At 72.2% G+C, this 17,082-nt stretch carries 13 protein-coding genes; 10 read left to right on the top strand and 3 right to left on the bottom strand.

Going from position 1 to position 17,082, the window contains the following annotated elements:
• Positions 1-52: 52 nt before the first annotated feature.
• Positions 53-2,023: an ATP-dependent DNA helicase gene (locus AB0953_RS23390; RefSeq protein ID WP_366861485.1), complete on the top strand. Its 1,971-nt coding sequence runs from the start codon at positions 53-55 to the stop codon at positions 2,021-2,023.
• A gap of 94 nt (positions 2,024-2,117) precedes the next feature.
• Here AB0953_RS23390 and lexA read toward each other — a convergent pair whose 3' ends face one another.
• On the bottom strand, positions 2,118-2,909 hold the full coding sequence (gene lexA, locus AB0953_RS23395; protein ID WP_366861486.1) for a transcriptional repressor LexA: 792 nt from the start codon (positions 2,907-2,909) through the stop codon (positions 2,118-2,120).
• Positions 2,910-3,407: 498 nt separating this feature from the next.
• Between lexA and nrdR the strand changes: the two genes are divergently transcribed.
• From nrdR to AB0953_RS23430, 7 genes are all read left to right on the top strand, one after another.
• Positions 3,408-3,920, top strand: a complete 513-nt coding sequence (nrdR, locus tag AB0953_RS23400) for a transcriptional regulator NrdR (RefSeq protein WP_366861487.1) — start codon at positions 3,408-3,410, stop codon at positions 3,918-3,920.
• A 141-nt stretch (positions 3,921-4,061) separates the two neighbouring features.
• Positions 4,062-6,947: a vitamin B12-dependent ribonucleotide reductase gene (locus AB0953_RS23405; RefSeq protein WP_366861488.1), complete on the top strand. Its 2,886-nt coding sequence runs from the start codon at positions 4,062-4,064 to the stop codon at positions 6,945-6,947.
• A 220-nt stretch (positions 6,948-7,167) separates the two neighbouring features.
• Positions 7,168-8,007: an arylamine N-acetyltransferase gene (locus AB0953_RS23410; RefSeq protein WP_366861489.1), complete on the top strand. Its 840-nt coding sequence runs from the start codon at positions 7,168-7,170 to the stop codon at positions 8,005-8,007.
• Between the two features lie 32 nt (positions 8,008-8,039).
• Entirely contained in the window at positions 8,040-8,645 is a 606-nt protein-coding gene (locus AB0953_RS23415; RefSeq protein WP_361904870.1) for a YdbC family protein, read from the top strand.
• Positions 8,646-8,717: 72 nt separating this feature from the next.
• On the top strand, positions 8,718-9,377 hold the full coding sequence (locus tag AB0953_RS23420) for a histidine phosphatase family protein (protein WP_366861490.1): 660 nt from the start codon (positions 8,718-8,720) through the stop codon (positions 9,375-9,377).
• An 11-nt stretch (positions 9,378-9,388) separates the two neighbouring features.
• Positions 9,389-10,306 (top strand): ADP-ribosylglycohydrolase family protein, encoded by a 918-nt coding sequence (locus AB0953_RS23425; protein WP_366861491.1) that lies wholly within the window; start codon positions 9,389-9,391, stop codon positions 10,304-10,306.
• 195 nt (positions 10,307-10,501) lie between these two features.
• On the top strand, positions 10,502-12,316 hold the full coding sequence (locus AB0953_RS23430) for a DUF4173 domain-containing protein (RefSeq protein ID WP_366861492.1): 1,815 nt from the start codon (positions 10,502-10,504) through the stop codon (positions 12,314-12,316).
• A gap of 87 nt (positions 12,317-12,403) precedes the next feature.
• Here the strand turns inward: AB0953_RS23430 and AB0953_RS23435 are convergent, their stop codons facing one another.
• Complete coding sequence (locus AB0953_RS23435) at positions 12,404-13,960, bottom strand: MFS transporter (RefSeq protein WP_366861493.1); 1,557 nt, start codon at positions 13,958-13,960, stop codon at positions 12,404-12,406.
• A 686-nt stretch (positions 13,961-14,646) separates the two neighbouring features.
• Here AB0953_RS23435 and AB0953_RS23440 point away from each other — a divergent pair.
• Complete coding sequence (locus tag AB0953_RS23440) at positions 14,647-15,357, top strand: ribonuclease HII (protein ID WP_366861494.1); 711 nt, start codon at positions 14,647-14,649, stop codon at positions 15,355-15,357.
• 59 nt (positions 15,358-15,416) lie between these two features.
• Positions 15,417-16,040 (top strand): hypothetical protein, encoded by a 624-nt coding sequence (locus AB0953_RS23445; RefSeq protein WP_366861495.1) that lies wholly within the window; start codon positions 15,417-15,419, stop codon positions 16,038-16,040.
• A gap of 275 nt (positions 16,041-16,315) precedes the next feature.
• Here AB0953_RS23445 and AB0953_RS23450 read toward each other — a convergent pair whose 3' ends face one another.
• The gene (locus tag AB0953_RS23450) at positions 16,316-16,942 is read right to left on the bottom strand and encodes a hypothetical protein (protein ID WP_366861496.1); all 627 of its coding nucleotides are present in this window, start codon (positions 16,940-16,942) and stop codon (positions 16,316-16,318) included.
• Between the last annotated feature and the right edge of the window lie 140 nt (positions 16,943-17,082).

Here is a 17,082-nt window from a genome sequence, read left to right on the forward strand (position 1 = left end):
TGTGCCGCTGTGGCCGTCACTGTCGGTGGCGCCCCGTAGGGTTGGAGGTGCTATGACGAAGCCCTCCCTCACCGACCTGCTGCACGCCGCCGTCTCCGCCGTCGGCGGCACGGAGCGCCCCGGCCAGGTCGCCATGGCCCAAGCCGTCGCCGAAGCGATCGACGACAACACGCACCGGCTGATCCAGGCCGGCACCGGCACCGGAAAGTCCCTCGGATACCTGGTACCGGCCCTCGCACACGGCGAGCGCGTGGTCGTGGCCACCGCGACCCTGGCCCTCCAGCGCCAGCTCGTCGAGCGCGACCTGCCCCGGACGGTGGAGGCGCTGCATCCGCAGCTCCGGCGCCGCCCGCAGTTCGCCATGCTCAAGGGCCGCTCGAACTACCTCTGCCTGCACCGGCTCCACGAGGGCGCCCCGCAGGACGAGGAGGAGGGGCTCTTCGACCAGTTCGAGGCGGCCGCCCCGACCAGCAAGCTCGGCAAGGACCTGCTGCGGTTGCGCGACTGGGCCGACGAGACGGAGACCGGCGACCGGGACGACCTCACCCCCGGCGTCTCCGACAAGGCCTGGGGACAGGTCTCGGTCTCCTCCCGCGAATGCCTGGGCGCGACGAAGTGCGCGTACGGCGCCGAGTGCTTCGCGGAGGCCGCCCGCGAGCGGGCCAAGCTCGCCGATGTCGTCGTCACCAACCACGCGCTCCTCGCCATCGACGCGATCGAGGGCGCCCCGGTGCTGCCGCAGCACGAGGTGCTGATCGTGGACGAGGCCCACGAGCTGGTCTCCCGGGTGACCGGCGTCGCCACCGGGGAGCTCACGCCCGGCCAGGTCAACCGCGGGGTGAAGCGCGCCGCGAAGCTGGTCGACGAGAAGACGGCCGATGCCTTGCAGACCGCCGCCGAAACCTTCGAGCGGGTCATGGAGCTGGCCCTGCCCGGCCGGCTGGAGGAGATCCCCGAGGACCTGAGCTACGCGCTGATGTCCCTGCGCGACGCCGCGCGCAACGTGATCTCGGCGATCGGGGCGACCAGGGACAAGTCCGTCCACGACGAGGACGCGGTCCGCAAGCAGGCCCTGGCCGCCGTGGAGAACATCCACGCCGTGGCGGAGCGGATCACCCTCCGCTCGGAGTACGACGTCGTCTGGTACGAGCGGCACGACCGGTTCGGCGCCACCCTCCGCGTCGCCCCCCTGTCGGTGTCCGGCCTGCTCCGCGAGAAGCTGTTCGAGGACCGCTCGGTTGTCCTGACGTCGGCGACGCTCAAGCTCGGCGGGGACTTCAACGGGGTGGCGGCCTCCCTGGGCCTCTCACCCGAGGGCGTCGAGGCGGACGACGCACCGGTCTGGAGCGGCCTGGATGTGGGCTCCCCGTTCGACTACCCCAGGCAGGGCATCCTCTACGTGGCCAAGCACCTGGCCACGCCGGGCCGCGAGGGCACCCGCGGCGACATGATGGACGAGCTCGCCGAGCTGATCGAGGCGGCCGGCGGCCGCACCCTCGGCCTGTTCTCCTCCATGCGCGGAGCCAAGGCGGCCGCCGAGGAGCTCCGCACCCGGCTCGACTTCCCGATCCTGCTCCAGGGGGAGGAGACGCTGGGCGAGCTGATCAAGAACTTCGCGGCGGACCCGAAGATCTGCCTGTTCGGCACGCTGTCGCTGTGGCAGGGCGTGGACGTGCCCGGTCCCAGCTGCCAGCTGGTCGTGATGGACCGGATCCCGTTCCCGCGGCCCGACGACCCGCTGATGAGCGCCCGGCAGAAGTCGGTCGAGGAGCACGGCGGGAACGGCTTCATGGCCGTCGCGGCGACGCATGCGGCTCTGCTCATGGCCCAGGGCGCGGGCCGGCTCGTACGGGCGGCCGGTGACCGGGGTGTCGTGGCGGTCCTGGATCCGCGGCTGGCCACGGCCCGGTACGGGAGCTTCCTGAAGGCCACGCTGCCGGATTTCTGGTACACGGTGGACCGCAACCAGGTGCGCCGCTCGCTGGCGGCCATCGACGCGGCCGCGCGGGCCGACGGGAAGTGACCGGCACCCGCCGACGGGAAGTGACCGGCAGCCGGACATAGGACAGCTCCGGGACCGGCGCAGTGGGTCCCGGAGCTGGACAGGGGGCGCGGGATCAGACCCGGCGCAGTACGGCGACGACCTTCCCGAGGATGGTCGCTTCGTCGCCGGGGATCGGCTGGTAGGCCGCGTTGTGCGGGAGGAGCCAGACGTGGCCGTCCTCGCGCTTGAAGCGCTTGACCGTGGCCTCGCCGTCGAGCATCGCGGCGACGATGTCGCCGTTCTCGGCGACGGGCTGGCGGCGGACGGTGACCCAGTCGCCGTCGCAGATCGCGGCCTCGATCATGGAGTCGCCGACGACCTTGAGGACGAAGAGCTCTCCGTCACCGACGAGCTGCCGCGGGAGGGGGAAGACGTCCTCGACGGACTCCTCCGCGAGGATGGGGCCGCCGGCCGCGATCCGGCCGACGAGGGGAACGTAGGAGGCGGCGGGCTTGCCGGTGGTGTCGGTGGGCTGGGAGCTGGGCTGGTCCGAGCCTCGGACCTCGTACGCCCGCGGGCGGTGCGGGTCGCGGCGCAGGAAGCCCTTGCGTTCGAGGGCCATCAGCTGGTGGGCGACGGAGGAGGTGCTGGACAGGCCGACCGCCTGACCGATCTCGCGCATCGACGGCGGGTAGCCGCGGCGCTGCACCGAATCGCGGATGACCTCGATGACCCGCCGCTGCCGGTCCGTGAGCCCGGAGCTGTCGGCGCGGATGCCTGGAGGTCGTCCTGGCAGCGAGCGTGCGGGGCGCAGGGCCTCCGTCTCCGGGTTCGGGCTTGCGTCGTTCATGGCATGCACCGGCTCGAGTCGGCTCTGGGAGCGGTTCTGGGCAGTGATGGCGGCACTGTCTGCGGTGGTGGTCACGTCGGCCCCTCTCGAAATGTTCTCCCTAGCTGGACAACGGTAGTTGCTTTCGAAAGGTTGCGCCAAACACACGTTCGAGTGAAAAATCGCAGATCGCCCGTCGTGTTCGCATCGAGAGGTGTATGGGCGATCAACCGGCCGAACGCGGGTTCGGTCGTCCGCTCGCGGCTTACGGTACCCTTCCGGGTCGGATCCGGGTCGGATCCGGGCGGGTCGGTCGGGCCGATGGCTTCCGGTCCTGCCCCCAGTGTGGCACCGCGGGCCCCCGTGTCCGGTGACCGGACGCCTCGACACGCGGAACGATCCAAATCCACCGCAACCCAAGATCTAGTGGTTGGATGAGCCCGGCCACCCAGAACTAGTGGTCCGCGGTCTCGCGAGGTCTCCGGGATCGCATATGCTTGTGGCTGCTCCGCAGGCCCCCGACAGAGCCCGTCTCCGTCGTTCCGGTGCCTGGTGGGGTGATTCAGTCGTGCCAAGAGGGAGGGTGAGGGAACCATGCACTGCCCCTTCTGCAGGCACCCCGACAGCCGCGTCGTCGACAGTCGCACCACGGACGACGGCACGTCGATCCGCAGACGCCGCCAGTGCCCCGACTGCTCCCGTCGCTTCACGACGGTGGAGACGGCCTCGCTGATGGTGATCAAGCGCAGCGGGGTGACCGAGCCCTTCAGCCGTACCAAGGTCATCTCCGGCGTGCGCAAGGCGTGCCAGGGGCGGCCCGTCACCGAGGACGCCCTCGCCAAGCTCGGCCAGCGGGTCGAGGAGGCGGTGCGCGCCACCGGAAGCGCCGAGCTGACCACCCACGACGTGGGTCTGGCCATACTCGGCCCGTTGCAGGAGCTGGACCTGGTCGCGTACCTGCGGTTCGCGTCCGTGTACAAAGCGTTCGACACCCTTGAAGACTTCGAGACCGCCATCGCCGAACTGCGCGTGCCGCGGCCTCAGCCCGAAGAGTGCGGGCCCGGCGGGACCGGTCAGGTCCCCGTGCCCGCCTCCGCCGCCGACTGAGCGGACGGCGGCCGCGCATCCCGCCGCGGCCCGCCCGACCGGTCTGGCGAAGAAACGTAACAAGACACAGCACTGTGCCGCGGACCAGGAATAACGCTGGCACTTTAGGGCGTTTTTGCCCGCATATGGGAGGCAGGCGGCATGACAGAGACGGCGAGCAGCTCGGCACGTGGTTCCCGCACCAAGGGGACCAAGGCCGCCAAGGGCGGCCTGCGGATCGAGCGCATCCACACCACCCCGGGCGTGCACCCGTACGACGAGGTGAGCTGGGAGCTCCGTGACGTCGTCATGACGAACTGGCGCGACGGCTCGGTCAACTTCGAGCAGCGCGGCGTCGAGTTCCCCGACTTCTGGTCGGTGAACGCGGTCAACATCGTCACCAGCAAGTACTTCCGCGGCGCCGTCGGCACCCCGCAGCGCGAGACCGGTCTGAAGCAGCTCATCGACCGCATCGTGAAGACCTACACGAAGGCCGGCGAGGACTACGGCTACTTCGCGTCCCCCGCCGACGCGGAGATCTTCGAGCACGAGCTCACGTACGCCCTCCTCCACCAGATCTTCAGCTTCAACTCGCCGGTGTGGTTCAACGTCGGCACGCCCCAGCCGCAGCAGGTCTCCGCCTGCTTCATCCTGTCCGTCGACGACTCCATGGAGTCGATCCTCGACTGGTACAAGGAAGAGGGCATGATCTTCAAGGGCGGCTCCGGCGCCGGCCTGAACCTCTCCCGCATCCGCTCCTCCAAGGAGCTGCTCTCCTCCGGCGGCAACGCCTCCGGTCCCGTCTCCTTCATGCGCGGCGCCGACGCCTCCGCCGGAACGATCAAGTCGGGCGGCGCCACCCGCCGCGCGGCCAAGATGGTCGTGCTGGACGTCGACCACCCGGACGTCGAGGACTTCATCGAGACCAAGGTGAAGGAGGAGGAGAAGATCCGCGCCCTGCGCGACGCGGGCTTCGACATGGACCTGGGCGGCGACGACATCACGTCCGTCCAGTACCAGAACGCCAACAACTCCGTCCGCGTGAACGACGAGTTCATGACGGCCGTCGAGAACGGCACCACCTTCGGCCTGCGCGCCCGCATGACCGGCGAGGTCATCGAGCAGGTCGACGCCAAGGCCCTCTTCCGCAAGATGGCCGAGGCCGCGTGGGCCTGCGCCGACCCGGGCATCCAGTACGACGGTGTGATCAACCACTGGCACACCTGCCCCGAGTCCGGCCGCATCACCGCGTCGAACCCGTGCAGCGAGTACATGCACCTGGACAACACGTCCTGCAACCTCGCCTCGCTGAACCTGATGAAGTTCCTCAACGACGACGGCAAGGGCAACCAGTCCTTCGACGCCGTGCGCTTCGCCAAGGTCGTCGAGCTCGTCATCACCGCCATGGACATCTCCATCTGCTTCGCGGACTTCCCGACGCAGAAGATCGGCGAGAACACCCGCGCCTACCGCCAGCTCGGCATCGGCTACGCCAACCTCGGCGCCCTGCTGATGGCGACCGGCCACGCGTACGACTCCGACGGCGGCCGCACCCTCGCCGCCTCCATCACCTCGCTGATGACCGGCACCGCGTACAAGCGCTCCGCCGAGCTGGCCGCCATCGTCGGCCCGTACGACGGCTACGCCCGCAACGCGGACGCCCACAAGCGCGTCATGAAGCAGCACGCCGACGCCAACGCGGCGGCTCCGCGCACCGAGGACCTGGACAACGCGATCTGGGCCGCGGCGACCGAGGCCTGGCAGGACGTCCTGCGCCTCGGCGAGAAGAACGGCTTCCGCAACTCCCAGGCCTCCGTCCTCGCGCCGACCGGCACCATCGGTCTGGCGATGTCCTGCGACACCACCGGTGTCGAGCCGGACCTGGCGCTGGTGAAGTTCAAGAAGCTCGTCGGCGGCGGCTCGATGCAGATCGTCAACGGCACCGTCCCGCAGGCCCTGCGCCGCCTGGGCTACCAGGAGGAGCAGATCGAGGGGATCGTCGCCCACATCGCCGAGCACGGCAACGTCATCGACGCCCCCGCCCTGAAGACCGAGCACTACGAGGTCTTCGACTGCGCCATGGGCGAGCGCTCCATCTCCCCGATGGGCCACGTGCGCATGATGGCCGCGATCCAGCCGTGGATCTCCGGCGCGATCTCGAAGACGGTCAACATGCCGGAGTCGGCGACCGTCGAGGAGATCGAGGAGATCTACTTCGAGGCGTGGAAGATGGGCGTCAAGGCGCTCGCGATCTACCGCGACAACTGCAAGGTCGGCCAGCCGCTCTCCGCCAAGAAGAAGGAGGAGGAGGAGGCCGAGGTCACCGAGAAGGCCGAGGAGACGATCCGCGCGGCGGTCGAGAAGGTCATCGAGTACCGCCCCGTCCGCAAGCGCCTGCCCAAGGGCCGCCCGGGCATCACCACCTCCTTCACGGTCGGCGGCGCCGAGGGCTACATGACCGCCAACTCCTACCCGGACGACGGTCTCGGCGAGGTCTTCCTGAAGATGTCCAAGCAGGGCTCCACCCTCGCGGGCATGATGGACGCCTTCTCCATCGCCGTCTCGGTCGGCCTCCAGTACGGCGTGCCGCTGGAGACGTACGTCTCGAAGTTCACTAACATGCGCTTCGAGCCGGCCGGCATGACCGACGACCCGGACGTGCGGATGGCGCAGTCGATCGTCGACTACATCTTCCGCCGCCTGGCCCTGGACTTCCTGCCCTTCGAGACCCGCTCGGCGCTCGGCATCCACACCGCCGAGGAGCGCCAGCGCCACCTCGACACCGGTTCCTACGAGCCGCTCGAGGAGGAGGTCGACACGGAGTCCCTGGCCCAGTCCGCCCCGCTGACGGCCGTCCCCGCGGCCCCGCAGGCGCAGCCCGTGTCGGTCCCGGCCCCGAAGACGGCGCACTCCAGCGCCGAGCTCGTGGAGATGCAGCTCGGCGTCTCCGCGGACGCCCCGCTCTGCTTCTCCTGCGGTACGAAGATGCAGCGCGCCGGCTCCTGCTACATCTGCGAGGGCTGCGGCTCGACCAGCGGCTGCAGCTGACCTGCTGATCCGCTGATCCGCCCGTCGGCCGGGTAGCCGCGCAGGCGGCCGGGCAAGACGGCACGAAGGGGACCGACCGGTGGTCGGTCCCCTTCGGTGTCGGTGGCGTCGGGGGAGGCCGGCGGTTGGCGTGCAGAGCCGTCGTGCCGATCATGGTGGGCAGCGGGGTGCACAGGCGCCCCGCGGCTTCGAGAGCGAAGACACGGGGAGCGGGGGAGTCATGTGGAGCGGTGACGAGCTGGATCTCGACGCGTATCTGGCACGGATCGGGTACGACGGACCCGTCGGCGACGACGGGGAACTCCGGCCGGACCTCGCGACGTTGTACGCAGTGCACCGGGCCCACACCGGTGCGATCGCCTTCGAGAGCCTGGACGTGCTGTTCGGCCGCCCCGTCGGGCTGGACGTCAAGGACATCGAGGACAAGCTCGTGCACGGCCGCCGCGGCGGCTACTGCTACGAGCAGAACCTGCTGCTGGCCGCCGCCCTGGAGCGGATCGGCTTCGAGGTCTCCGGGCGCGGCGCCCGCAACCGCACCCGGGGCGACACCCTCCTGCCGGTGACGCACGCCGTCCTCGTCGCCACCGTGGAGGGTGAACCCTGGCTGTGCGACACCGGGTTCGGCCACCAGGGGCCGCGCGAGCCCGTCCCGCTCGCGCGCCCGGGAACCGAGAGCACGCAGGGGGAGTGGACGTACGCCGTGCGCGAGGAGGAGGACGGCATCCTCGCGCTGTCCATGCGGCGCGGCCGGAGCTGGCGGGACCTGTACGCCTTCTCACCGCAGCGCTACCACCCCGTCGACTACGTCCTGCTCAACCACTACAGCTCCTCGCACCCCCGCTCCGCCTTCATCGGGCAGGTGATCGTGCAGCGGCCGGGCGACGCCGTCCGCACGGCGCTCGTCGGCAGCGAGCTCACCCGCCTGTATCCCGACGGCCGCACCGAGTCCGAGCACGTCGCCCCCGGCGAGCTCCTCGCCGTGCTCGAGCGGGAGTTCGGGCTTCGGCTGGGCGAGCGGGACGTAGAGGACCTGGCGCGGATCAACCGCGCTGGGGACTGACCGCGGCCGCGCCGGGCCCGTACCATGACGCCGTGCTGGTCAAGTGGATTCGCTGCACGGTGACGGACCGACGCGGGTTCGAGCGCGGGCAGCGCAAATGGGCGGGGCTGCCCGGCGAACCGGGATTCCGGGGACAGGGCGGTGGCTGGAGCCGGGGGAGGCAGGGGGTCGCGCATGTATTCGCGTTCTGGGAGAGCCGTTCCTTCTACGACTCGTTCATGGCGCGCTCGTACGACCGTCTGGCCGCCGCACAGACCGGCACCTACACGAACGCCCGGGTCACCCTGTTCGACCACCGCTTCGACGTGAAGACCGGCTTCGAGCCGCGCTTCACCGATGCCGACGTGGTCCGCGTGGCGCACACCCGGGTGCGGGAGGGCCGCGTGGACCACTTCGCCCTCATGCAGGAGAAGGTGTGGAACCCGGCCATGGCCGGGTCGCCCGGCATGATCCGCGGCCTCTTCGGGGAGGCCCCCGGCCGGGAGTTCCTGGTGCTGTCCATGTGGCACGCCGCCGCCGAGCACGGCAAGTACCGCCAGGAGCGGGTCGAGCGCCTCGGCCTGCGCGCGCAGACCGAGGCCGACGTCGAGGCCCTCACCGGCGACGTCGTCGACCTCGAATCGGCCTGGACGGTATGACCGTAGGGAGAGCGGAAGGCCGACCGGCGCGCCCGGATGCAGGGCGCGCCACCGGCCGCATAGGGTCGTGGGATGGTACGACCACGGCGCATCGTCCTTGTCCGGCACGGGGAATCGGAGGGCAATGTCGACGACACGGTGTACGAGCGGGAGCCCGACCACGCCCTGCGGCTGACCCGGCGCGGCCGCGAGCAGGCCGCGCAGGCCGGCGAGAAGCTGCGTGAGATCTTCGGGGACGAGCGCATCAGCGCGTACGTCTCTCCCTACCGCCGGACCCTGCAGACCTTCCGGGAGCTGCGCCTCGACCCCGCGCGGGTCCGGGTGCGCGAGGAGCCCAGGCTGCGCGAGCAGGACTGGGGGAACTGGCAGGACCGCGACGACGTGCGCCTGCAGAAGGCCTACCGCGACGCCTACGGCCACTTCTTCTACCGCTTCGCGCAAGGCGAGTCGGGCGCGGACGTCTACGACCGGGTGGGCTCCTTCCTGGAGAGCCTCCACCGCAGCTTCGAGGCACCGGACCACCCGCCGAACGTGCTGCTCGTGACGCACGGGCTGACCATGCGCCTGTTCTGCATGCGCTGGTTCCACTGGTCCGTGGCCGAATTCGAGGCCCTGTCCAACCCGGGCAACGGCGAGTACCGCATGCTCCTGCTCGGGCCGGACGGCCGCTACCGGATGGACCGCCCGTTTGAGCGGTGGACCACACCCGAGCCTTACGACCTGGACGGCTAAAGTGACGCGCAATGACCGCTGACTCCTCTTCCGAAAGGCGCTACGCACGCGCCCTCGCCAGCCTCCGCGGGCTGGCCCTGGGGGACGCCCTGGGCTCCCAGTACTTCGTCCCCGTGAACTACCCCCTGCTCAAGCGCCGCGAGCTGCCCGCCGGCCCCGGGACCTGGCAGTGGACCGACGACACCGAAATGGCCTGCTCGGTCGTTGCGGTCCTCGCCGAGCACGGACGCATCGACCAGGACGCCCTCGCCAACTCCTTCGCCCACCACCACGACTTCGACCGCGGCTACGGTCCCGCCGTGAACCGGATGCTCCGCCTGATCCGGGAGGGCGAGGACTGGCGCACCCTGGCCGCCGAGCTGTTCAACGGGCAGGGGTCGTGGGGCAACGGCGCGGCCATGCGCATCGCGCCGCTCGGCGCCTGGTACGCCGACGACCCGGAGCAGGCCACCCATCAGGCGGAGATCTCCGCCTACACCACCCACCAGCACCGCGAGGCGGTCTGCGGGGCGATGGCCGTCGCGGCGGCGGCGGCGTTCGCGGCGGATCCGCTGGGCCCGCCCACGGCCGCCGACCTGCTGGACAACGTGATCGCCCTCGTGCCGCGCAGCGCGGTCGGCGCCGGACTGCGCCGGGCGCGGGACATGCTCGACTACGGGGACGCGACCACGGTGGCGGCGGTCCTCGGCTGCGGCCGGCGCACCAGCGCCCACGACACCGTGCCGTTCGCCCTGTGGTCGGCTGCCCGTTCGCTGGACGACTACGAGCGGGCTTTCTGGACCACCGCGCAGGTGGGCGGTGACGTCGACACCACCTGCGCGATCGTGGGCGGGGTGCTGGGCGGGCGCGGGGAGGACATGCTGCCGGCCGCCTGGCTGGCCCGGACGGAGGACCTCCCGGGCTGGCTGCCCCGGACCCCGGCCGTCTGACGCGGTCTGACGCGGGCGCGCCCCCGACGACGCCCGCCGCCGACGGCGCCGTGGCAGCGGGCGTGCCGCCGAGCAGATTGTCACGGTCCTGCCACAGGCCTGCCCAAGCGCCGGTAAAGCCGCACGTCACGGGCCTACCCTGTCCGCCTCGCCGCCCCATGGTTCCACGAGGCGGCTGACAGGGAGGGGAACCCGATGTCAGAGAACGCCCGCGGAGCGGCGGACGCCCACTCCGACGACGTGGCCGGCGCGGCCGACCCAGCCGGCGGGGGCGAAGCCGCAGGTGCCCCGGCCGCGTCCGCCGCCCCGGCAGCCGCAGACCCAGCCGCAGCAGCAGACCCACTCGCATCACGAGCCCTAGCCGCATCCGCCGACCCGTCGGCCGCGGCCGCCCGTACCGCCGGCGGGGCAGGCGCTCACGCCCCGGGCCAGGCCGGCCCCGCCCCGGACGCCGTGCCTGCCGGATGGGATCCGCGGGCCTGGCAGGCCTATCGGACCCGGCAGGACCGGGCCCGCAAGGGCGCCTGGTCCGTCGCGCCGCTGCGCTGGGCCACGGCCGCAGAGCCCGCCGAGGCCGCGCCCGTGCCCACGGCGGTGCTGGTCTCCGCAGGCGCCGCCGGCCTCGCCGCGGCCCTCTTCCTCGGCGACGGCCTCGGCCTCGGCCTGCTGCTCGCCGCGGTGCCGGCCGTCGCCGCCGCGTACGCCGCCGCGCGCACCGCCCGCCGCACGGCACACCCCTGGACCGTGGCCTGGGCCCTGCTCGCCGTGCCCGCGCTGCGCGACGCCGGCTGGCCGGCCACGCTCGCCCTGCTCGCCGCCGTCCTCACCGGTGCGCTGGCCCTGCACGGCAGCCGCACCTGGGCCGGTGTGCTGCTCAGTCCGCTGGGCCTCGTCGACTCCCTTGTGACCGGCAGCCACTGGGCCTGGACCGGGCTGCGCTCGCGCGGCAGCGGCGTCGACCGGGCGCGCTTCGTGCCCGTCGCCAAGGCGGTCGGCGTGGCCGCGGTCCTGCTGGTGCTGTTCGGCGCCCTGTTCGCCTCCGCCGACGCCGCCTTCGCGGACCTGCTGAGCGGGCTGGCCCCCGACGTCTCCGTCGGTGACGGGCCGGTGCGCCTGGTGCTCTTCGCGGTCGGGGCCGTCCTCGCGCTGGCCCTCGCCCGTACCGCCGCGGCCCCCTCGCGCTGGGACCGGATCCGGCCGGCCCCCGGCAAGCCCCGCTCCCGGGTCGAATGGGCGCTTCCGCTCATCGTGCTCGACCTGCTCTTCGCCGGCTTCAACGCGGTCCAGCTGGCCGTCCTGTTCGGCGGCTACGACAAGGTCCTGCGCAGCACCGGGCTCACCTACGCCGAATACGCCCGCCAAGGCTTCTGGCAGCTGCTGTGGGCCACCCTCCTCACCCTCGCGGTGATCGCGCTCGCACTGCGCTGGGCCCCGCGCACCGGATCCGGCGACCGGCGGCTGGTCCGCGCCGTCCTCGGCACCCTGTGCGTGCTCACCCTGGTCGTGGTCGCCTCCGCGCTGCGCCGCATGGACCTGTACGTGGAGGCGTACGGGCTGACCCGGCTGCGGCTGTCGGTGGCCGCGATGGAACTGTGGCTGGGCGCGGTCATCGTCCTGATCATGGCCGCGGGCGCCTTCGGGGCGCGCTGGCTGCCGCGCGCGGTGGCGGCCAGCGCGGCCGCCACCGTCCTCGCCTTCGGGCTGCTCTCGCCCGACGGCATGGTCGCCGAGAACAACGCGGACCGCTTCCACCGGACCGGCAAGATCGACCTGGCGTACTTCCAGTCGCTGTCGGCGGACGCGGTGCCGGCACTGGACCGGCTGCCCGAACCCCATCGCTCCTGCGCGCTGCGCGGCATCAACGACGACCTGTCCAAGGCGGGCCGGGTGCCGTGGTACGCGATGAGCCTCGGCGAGTACCGGGCCCGCAGGATCCTCGACTCGCGGCCGGTGACCGCCTCGTACGAGGTCTGCTCGCGGCTGGGGACCTTCGCGCGCAGCATGGGCTAGCAGCGGGCGCGGTTCGGGCACGGCGCTCCCGAGCCCGGCCGTCCGGCGGCCCCGGCCGTCCGGCGGCGCCGGCCGCGGCCGCCGGGCTCAGGCCGGCGGTCCCGATTCGGCGGCTGCTCCGGCGAGGGCCGCCAGGTCGCTCTTGCGTACCCGGATGACCAGCAGCGCCGTCGCCAGGGCGAGGCCGGCCATGGCGACGGCCGCGAGGAAGGCCGTCGCCATGCCCTGCGTGAGGACGACGTCCCCCCAGGGGTCGGGCAGCCGCCCGGTCTGCTCGAAGGCGGCCAGCTGGGCGGCGTCGGCGCGGGCGGCGAAGTCCGCGGCCTGCTTCTCGGCCTCGGTGCGGCCGGCCGTGCCGAAGACGGTCACCAGGATCGACAGGCCCAGCGAGCCGCCCACCTGCTGGCTGGCGTTGAGCAGCCCCGAGGCCGCGCCCGCCTCCTGCCGGGCGACCCCCGAGACGGCGGTGAGGGTGAGCGTCACGAAGTTCAGGCCCATGCCGAAGCCGAACAGCAGCATCGGCCCGAGGACGCCGGAGACGTACGAGCTGTCGGTGCGGATGAACGCCAGCCAGGCCAGCCCGATGCCGGTCAGGCCCGATCCGGCGACCATGAACGGCTTGGGGCCGAACCGGGGGAGCAGGCGCTGCGAGAGGCCTGCGGCGGTGATGATCGCCGCGGTGACCGGAAGGAAGCCCAATCCGGCCTCGATCGGGGAGAAGTCCAGGACGTTCTGTACGAACTGGACGATGAAGAAGAACATGCCGAACATCGCGGCCGCGAGGCCCAGCATGATCAGATAGGTGCCGGCCCGGTTCCGGTCGGCGAACATCCGCAGCGGGACGATCGGGTCCTGGGCCCGGGACTCGATGACCGCGAACAGCCCGAGCAGGACCGCGGCGGCGGTGAACGACACGAGGGTGAGCCCGTCCCGCCAGCCGTCCTCCGAGGCGCGGATGAACCCGTAGACGAGCGAGGCCATGCCGCCGGTCGAGGTGAGCGCCCCGGCGATGTCGAAGCGGCCCGGGTGGCGCTCGGACTCGGCGATGTAGAGCGGGGTCAGGACGGCGATCAGGACACCGATGGGGACGTTGACGAACAGGACCCAGCGCCAGTCCAGCCACTCGGTCAGCATGCCGCCGGCCAGCAGGCCGATGGCGCCGCCTCCCGCCGAGACGGCGGCGAACACGCCGAAGGCGCGGTTGCGTTCGGGGCCTTCGGCGAAGGTCGTGGTGATCAGGGCCAGCGAGGTGGGCGAGGCGATGGCCCCGCCGACCCCCTGCAGGGCGCGGGCGGCCAGCAGCTGCCACGGCTCCTGGGCGAAGCCGCCCAGCAGCGATGCCAGCGTGAAGAGCAGGATTCCGGTCAGGAACACCCGCCTGCGGCCGAGGATGTCGCCGGCCCGGCCGCCGAGGAGCAGCAGACCTCCGAAGGCCAGCGTGTAGGCGCTGATCACCCAGGAGAGGTCGGTGGTGGAGAAGGCGAGGGCGGTCTGGATGTGCGGGAGCGCGATGTTCACGATCGTCGCGTCGAGCACGACCATGAGCTGGCATGCGGCGATGACGACGAGTGCCACGCCGGGACGGCCCTCGCGGCGGGCCGCGCCGGGTATCCGGGCCGCGGCCAGTTGTTGGCTTTTCACCATGGAACCCCCCGTAGTGAAAGAGTGAACGCATCCGTTCACCGGGGGCCACCGTAGGAGGCAGCCGTAACCGGAGACAACCGTTCGCCATGGCGGAAAATGCGTGCGAGGGGCACGTGGGCCGGCTGTGACGGCTATGACGGCAGTGACGGCACAGACGCACGGCGCGCGGGTGTGCAGGCGGCCCCGGAACTCGAACGGGCGATTTCCGACGCGGCCTTGGGACGCCGATCGGTGAGGTCCCGGACTGCGGGTGGGTCCGGGGCGGGCTGTGCCGCTGTGGCCGTGGCTTTGGCTGCGATTGCGGGTGTGGGCGGCATGCGGTCGCCCGACGGTCAGACGCTCCGTGTGGTCCTTCACGAATGCGATCCCATCCCTGTGCGGCGTGCACGGGCGCGATCCGGGTGGGGCTGCGCCAGCCGCGAACCGGATGATCGGGGATCTTCTGTGGCAGGGGATTGACAGGGGTGATGGGCGAACGGATGAGGCGGGTCCGTTTGCGCTGGACGTCCTTGCGGTGATGCCTGATGCATCGCCCGAAGATGTGCGGAAGCGAAGGAGGGGATCCGGGCGCCGAGGAAAGGCCCGACCGGGTGAGGGGGCCGCAGCGCAGTCCGTGAGCCGCCGCGCCCACTGTGCCCGGGCCGGGGTGTGCAGGCGGCTCGGGGCGGCGTAACCTAACTGGCGCCATGCCGTACGAAGCACCCACCCACACCGTCGAACGCTCCCTCCGCGCAACCACCGGCGCCAAGGTCATCGCCGGGGTCGACGAAGTCGGACGAGGGGCCTGGGCCGGTCCGGTCACCGTGTGCGCGGCGATCACCGGACTGCGCCGCCCGCCCGCAGGGCTCACCGACTCGAAGCTGCTGACGCAGAGGCGGCGCGACGCCCTCCTCGAGGTCCTGGAGGCCTGGGTCACCGCATACGCCCTGGGACACGCCTCCCCGGAGGAGATCGACGAGCTGGGGATGACCGCGGCACTGCGGCTGGCCGCGGAGCGCGCGCTGGAGGCGCTGCCGGTCCGGCCCGACGCGGTGATCCTCGACGGCAAGCACGACTACCTCGGCTCACCCTGGCAGGTCCGTACGGTGATCAAGGGGGACCAGTCGTGCGTGGCCGTCGCAGCCGCCTCCGTCATCGCCAAGGTCCGGCGCGACCGGATGATGGCCGAACTGAGCACGCAGGGCGGCGGCTTCGAGGTCTTCGGCTTCGGCGACAACGCCGGATACCCCTCGCCCGTGCACCGGGCGGCGCTCGAGGAGCTGGGTCCCACCCCGTACCACCGGCTCTCGTGGTCCTACCTCGACGCCCTGCCGCGCTGGCGCCACCTGAAGAAGGTCCGCCGCAGCGAGGAGTCGATGGAACTGGAAAACGGAGGCCAACTCGGCTTCGATTTCTGATCGCACCCACGTGCCACCGGCCGGTACGTTTCGTACCGGTGTTTGAAAGTCACCCACTCATGCCTCTCACCCACGAGGAGCCTCAGATTCACGAGAGTGCCCAGGGTCCCCGCGTCACGCCGGCCGCGAGCCGCACCGCGCCGACCCCCCGCCCCGTACCTGGTCCGCGTCCCGCCGCCGTCCCGCGGCCCGGGCGCCCCGGCCCCGCCCGGCCCGCACCGCCCGCGCAGCGGGCACCACAGGCCGCCCCCGGGTCCGTTCCCGCCACCGCCGCACCGTCCGTCTCCGCGGCGGTTCCGCAGATCCAGCTGATCCCGGCCTCCGCCCAGGGTGCGCTGGACGCGGCCGAAGAGGCCGTCGACCTGCTGCTCGACACCGGGCGCGCTCCCGGTGACGTCCTGGTTCTCACCACCGGCGACCTGCACCCGTGGGCCGCCCACGAGCTGTCCTTCGGCGAGGCCGCGTACTGGGCCCTGCACGACGCCGGGGACGACGTCTTCTACGCGGACGCGGCGCAGGTCGAGCGCGCTGCGGGCCGTCCCGTCGTGGTCTTCGCGGCCAACGGCGGACCTGCCGAAGCGGCCGCCGCGGCACTGCCCGCCGCGCTCGCGCGGGCCGGTGCGCTGCTGATCGTCTGCGGCGACCCGAAGGAGATCAACTCCGTACTGGGCGCGGGCGTCTGACGCCCCGTGACCCGGTGCGGGCGAGGGGCGGGGCTGGCCGGGTGCCGGCCCCGCTGAAGCCCTCGGCCCGACCGCCGTACGCCCGCTCCCGGGGTGTACGGCCGCGACGCCTGCCCGGATGCACGCCGGACGTGCGCGGTGGCGGGGCCGACACCGCCGTCGCGGCGGGTGGCACGGGGTGCGGCTGTAGCAGTCGTCGCCGTCGCCGTCGCGGGACGGCGGGCGTGTACCGGCGTACGGCCGCTCGGCGAGGGGCGCCTCGGCGCAGCGCGGTGTCAGCGGGCAGCGGTACGGCGCAGGGCCTCGGCCGCGCCGCCCCCGGTGCGCAGGTTCACCGGGGGGAAGTCGGCCCCGGTGTCGCCGAGCCGTTCGGGCCGTGAATCCGAGCTGGGGTGCCGGCCGCCCCGGCCCTCGCCGAGCACCTGCCAGCCGCCTCGGGTCAGCGTGATGTACGCCCCGCAGCGCAGCCCGTGGAGGGTGCAGGCGTCCCGCAGCCCCCACATCCAGGCGCCGTCCTCCTCGGTCCACCGCTCGTCGCCCTCGCGGCAGTACATCAGCACCGCCGTGCGGACCGGCGTGCGGCGCCGCAGGTCGTGGGGGATGACCCGGCGCAGGGCGGCCAGCAGGGCGTTGCGGTAGTCCCAGCCGTCGGCGGAGGCCGACCGCGGGACGAACGAGGCGCTGGCCACGAGCCGTTCCTCCGGGCCGAGGACGGCTATGACCGCCGTCGAGGGGCTCGGGTCGTGCCGGGAGTGCAGTCCGCTGACGACCTCGCGGGGATTGGTCAGCAGGGGAATGCCCGCCGCCGTCCACTCGGCGGGCTCCAGCAGTCTTCCGTGCCGGCTGGCGCCGCCGGTCGTCGTCAGTGACGTCGTCGAGGGCGGGGCGAATCCGAAGGCCACGGTCCTCCCTTCGGGTACTCGCCCGCGGACGGGCACAGCTGACGTGCGGGCGCGCCGCAGCACGGCCCAGGGAGTGCCGTCGAGCCGAGCGGGAGCACTCCGATTCTCGCGTGGCCTGCGAGCATGCGGCAACGAGCAAT

This window comes from Streptomyces sp. NPDC046866 (assembly GCF_040704625.1).
In the GTDB taxonomy this organism is placed as follows: Bacteria; Actinomycetota; Actinomycetes; order Streptomycetales; family Streptomycetaceae; genus Streptomyces.

Excerpts from the sequence above, each read along its gene's own strand:
- AB0953_RS23390 (WP_366861485.1), top strand. The coding sequence starts at position 53 with ATGACGAAGCCCTCCCTCACCGACCTGCTGCACGCCGCCGTCTCCGCC.
- nrdR (WP_366861487.1), top strand. The coding sequence starts at position 3,408 with ATGCACTGCCCCTTCTGCAGGCACCCCGACAGCCGCGTCGTCGACAGT.
- AB0953_RS23405 (WP_366861488.1), top strand. The coding sequence starts at position 4,062 with ATGACAGAGACGGCGAGCAGCTCGGCACGTGGTTCCCGCACCAAGGGG.
- AB0953_RS23410 (WP_366861489.1), top strand. The coding sequence starts at position 7,168 with ATGTGGAGCGGTGACGAGCTGGATCTCGACGCGTATCTGGCACGGATC.
- AB0953_RS23420 (WP_366861490.1), top strand. The coding sequence starts at position 8,718 with ATGGTACGACCACGGCGCATCGTCCTTGTCCGGCACGGGGAATCGGAG.
- AB0953_RS23425 (WP_366861491.1), top strand. The coding sequence starts at position 9,389 with ATGACCGCTGACTCCTCTTCCGAAAGGCGCTACGCACGCGCCCTCGCC.
- AB0953_RS23430 (WP_366861492.1), top strand. The coding sequence starts at position 10,502 with ATGTCAGAGAACGCCCGCGGAGCGGCGGACGCCCACTCCGACGACGTG.
- AB0953_RS23435 (WP_366861493.1), bottom strand. The coding sequence starts at position 13,960 with ATGGTGAAAAGCCAACAACTGGCCGCGGCCCGGATACCCGGCGCGGCC.
- AB0953_RS23440 (WP_366861494.1), top strand. The coding sequence starts at position 14,647 with ATGCCGTACGAAGCACCCACCCACACCGTCGAACGCTCCCTCCGCGCA.
- AB0953_RS23445 (WP_366861495.1), top strand. The coding sequence starts at position 15,417 with ATGCCTCTCACCCACGAGGAGCCTCAGATTCACGAGAGTGCCCAGGGT.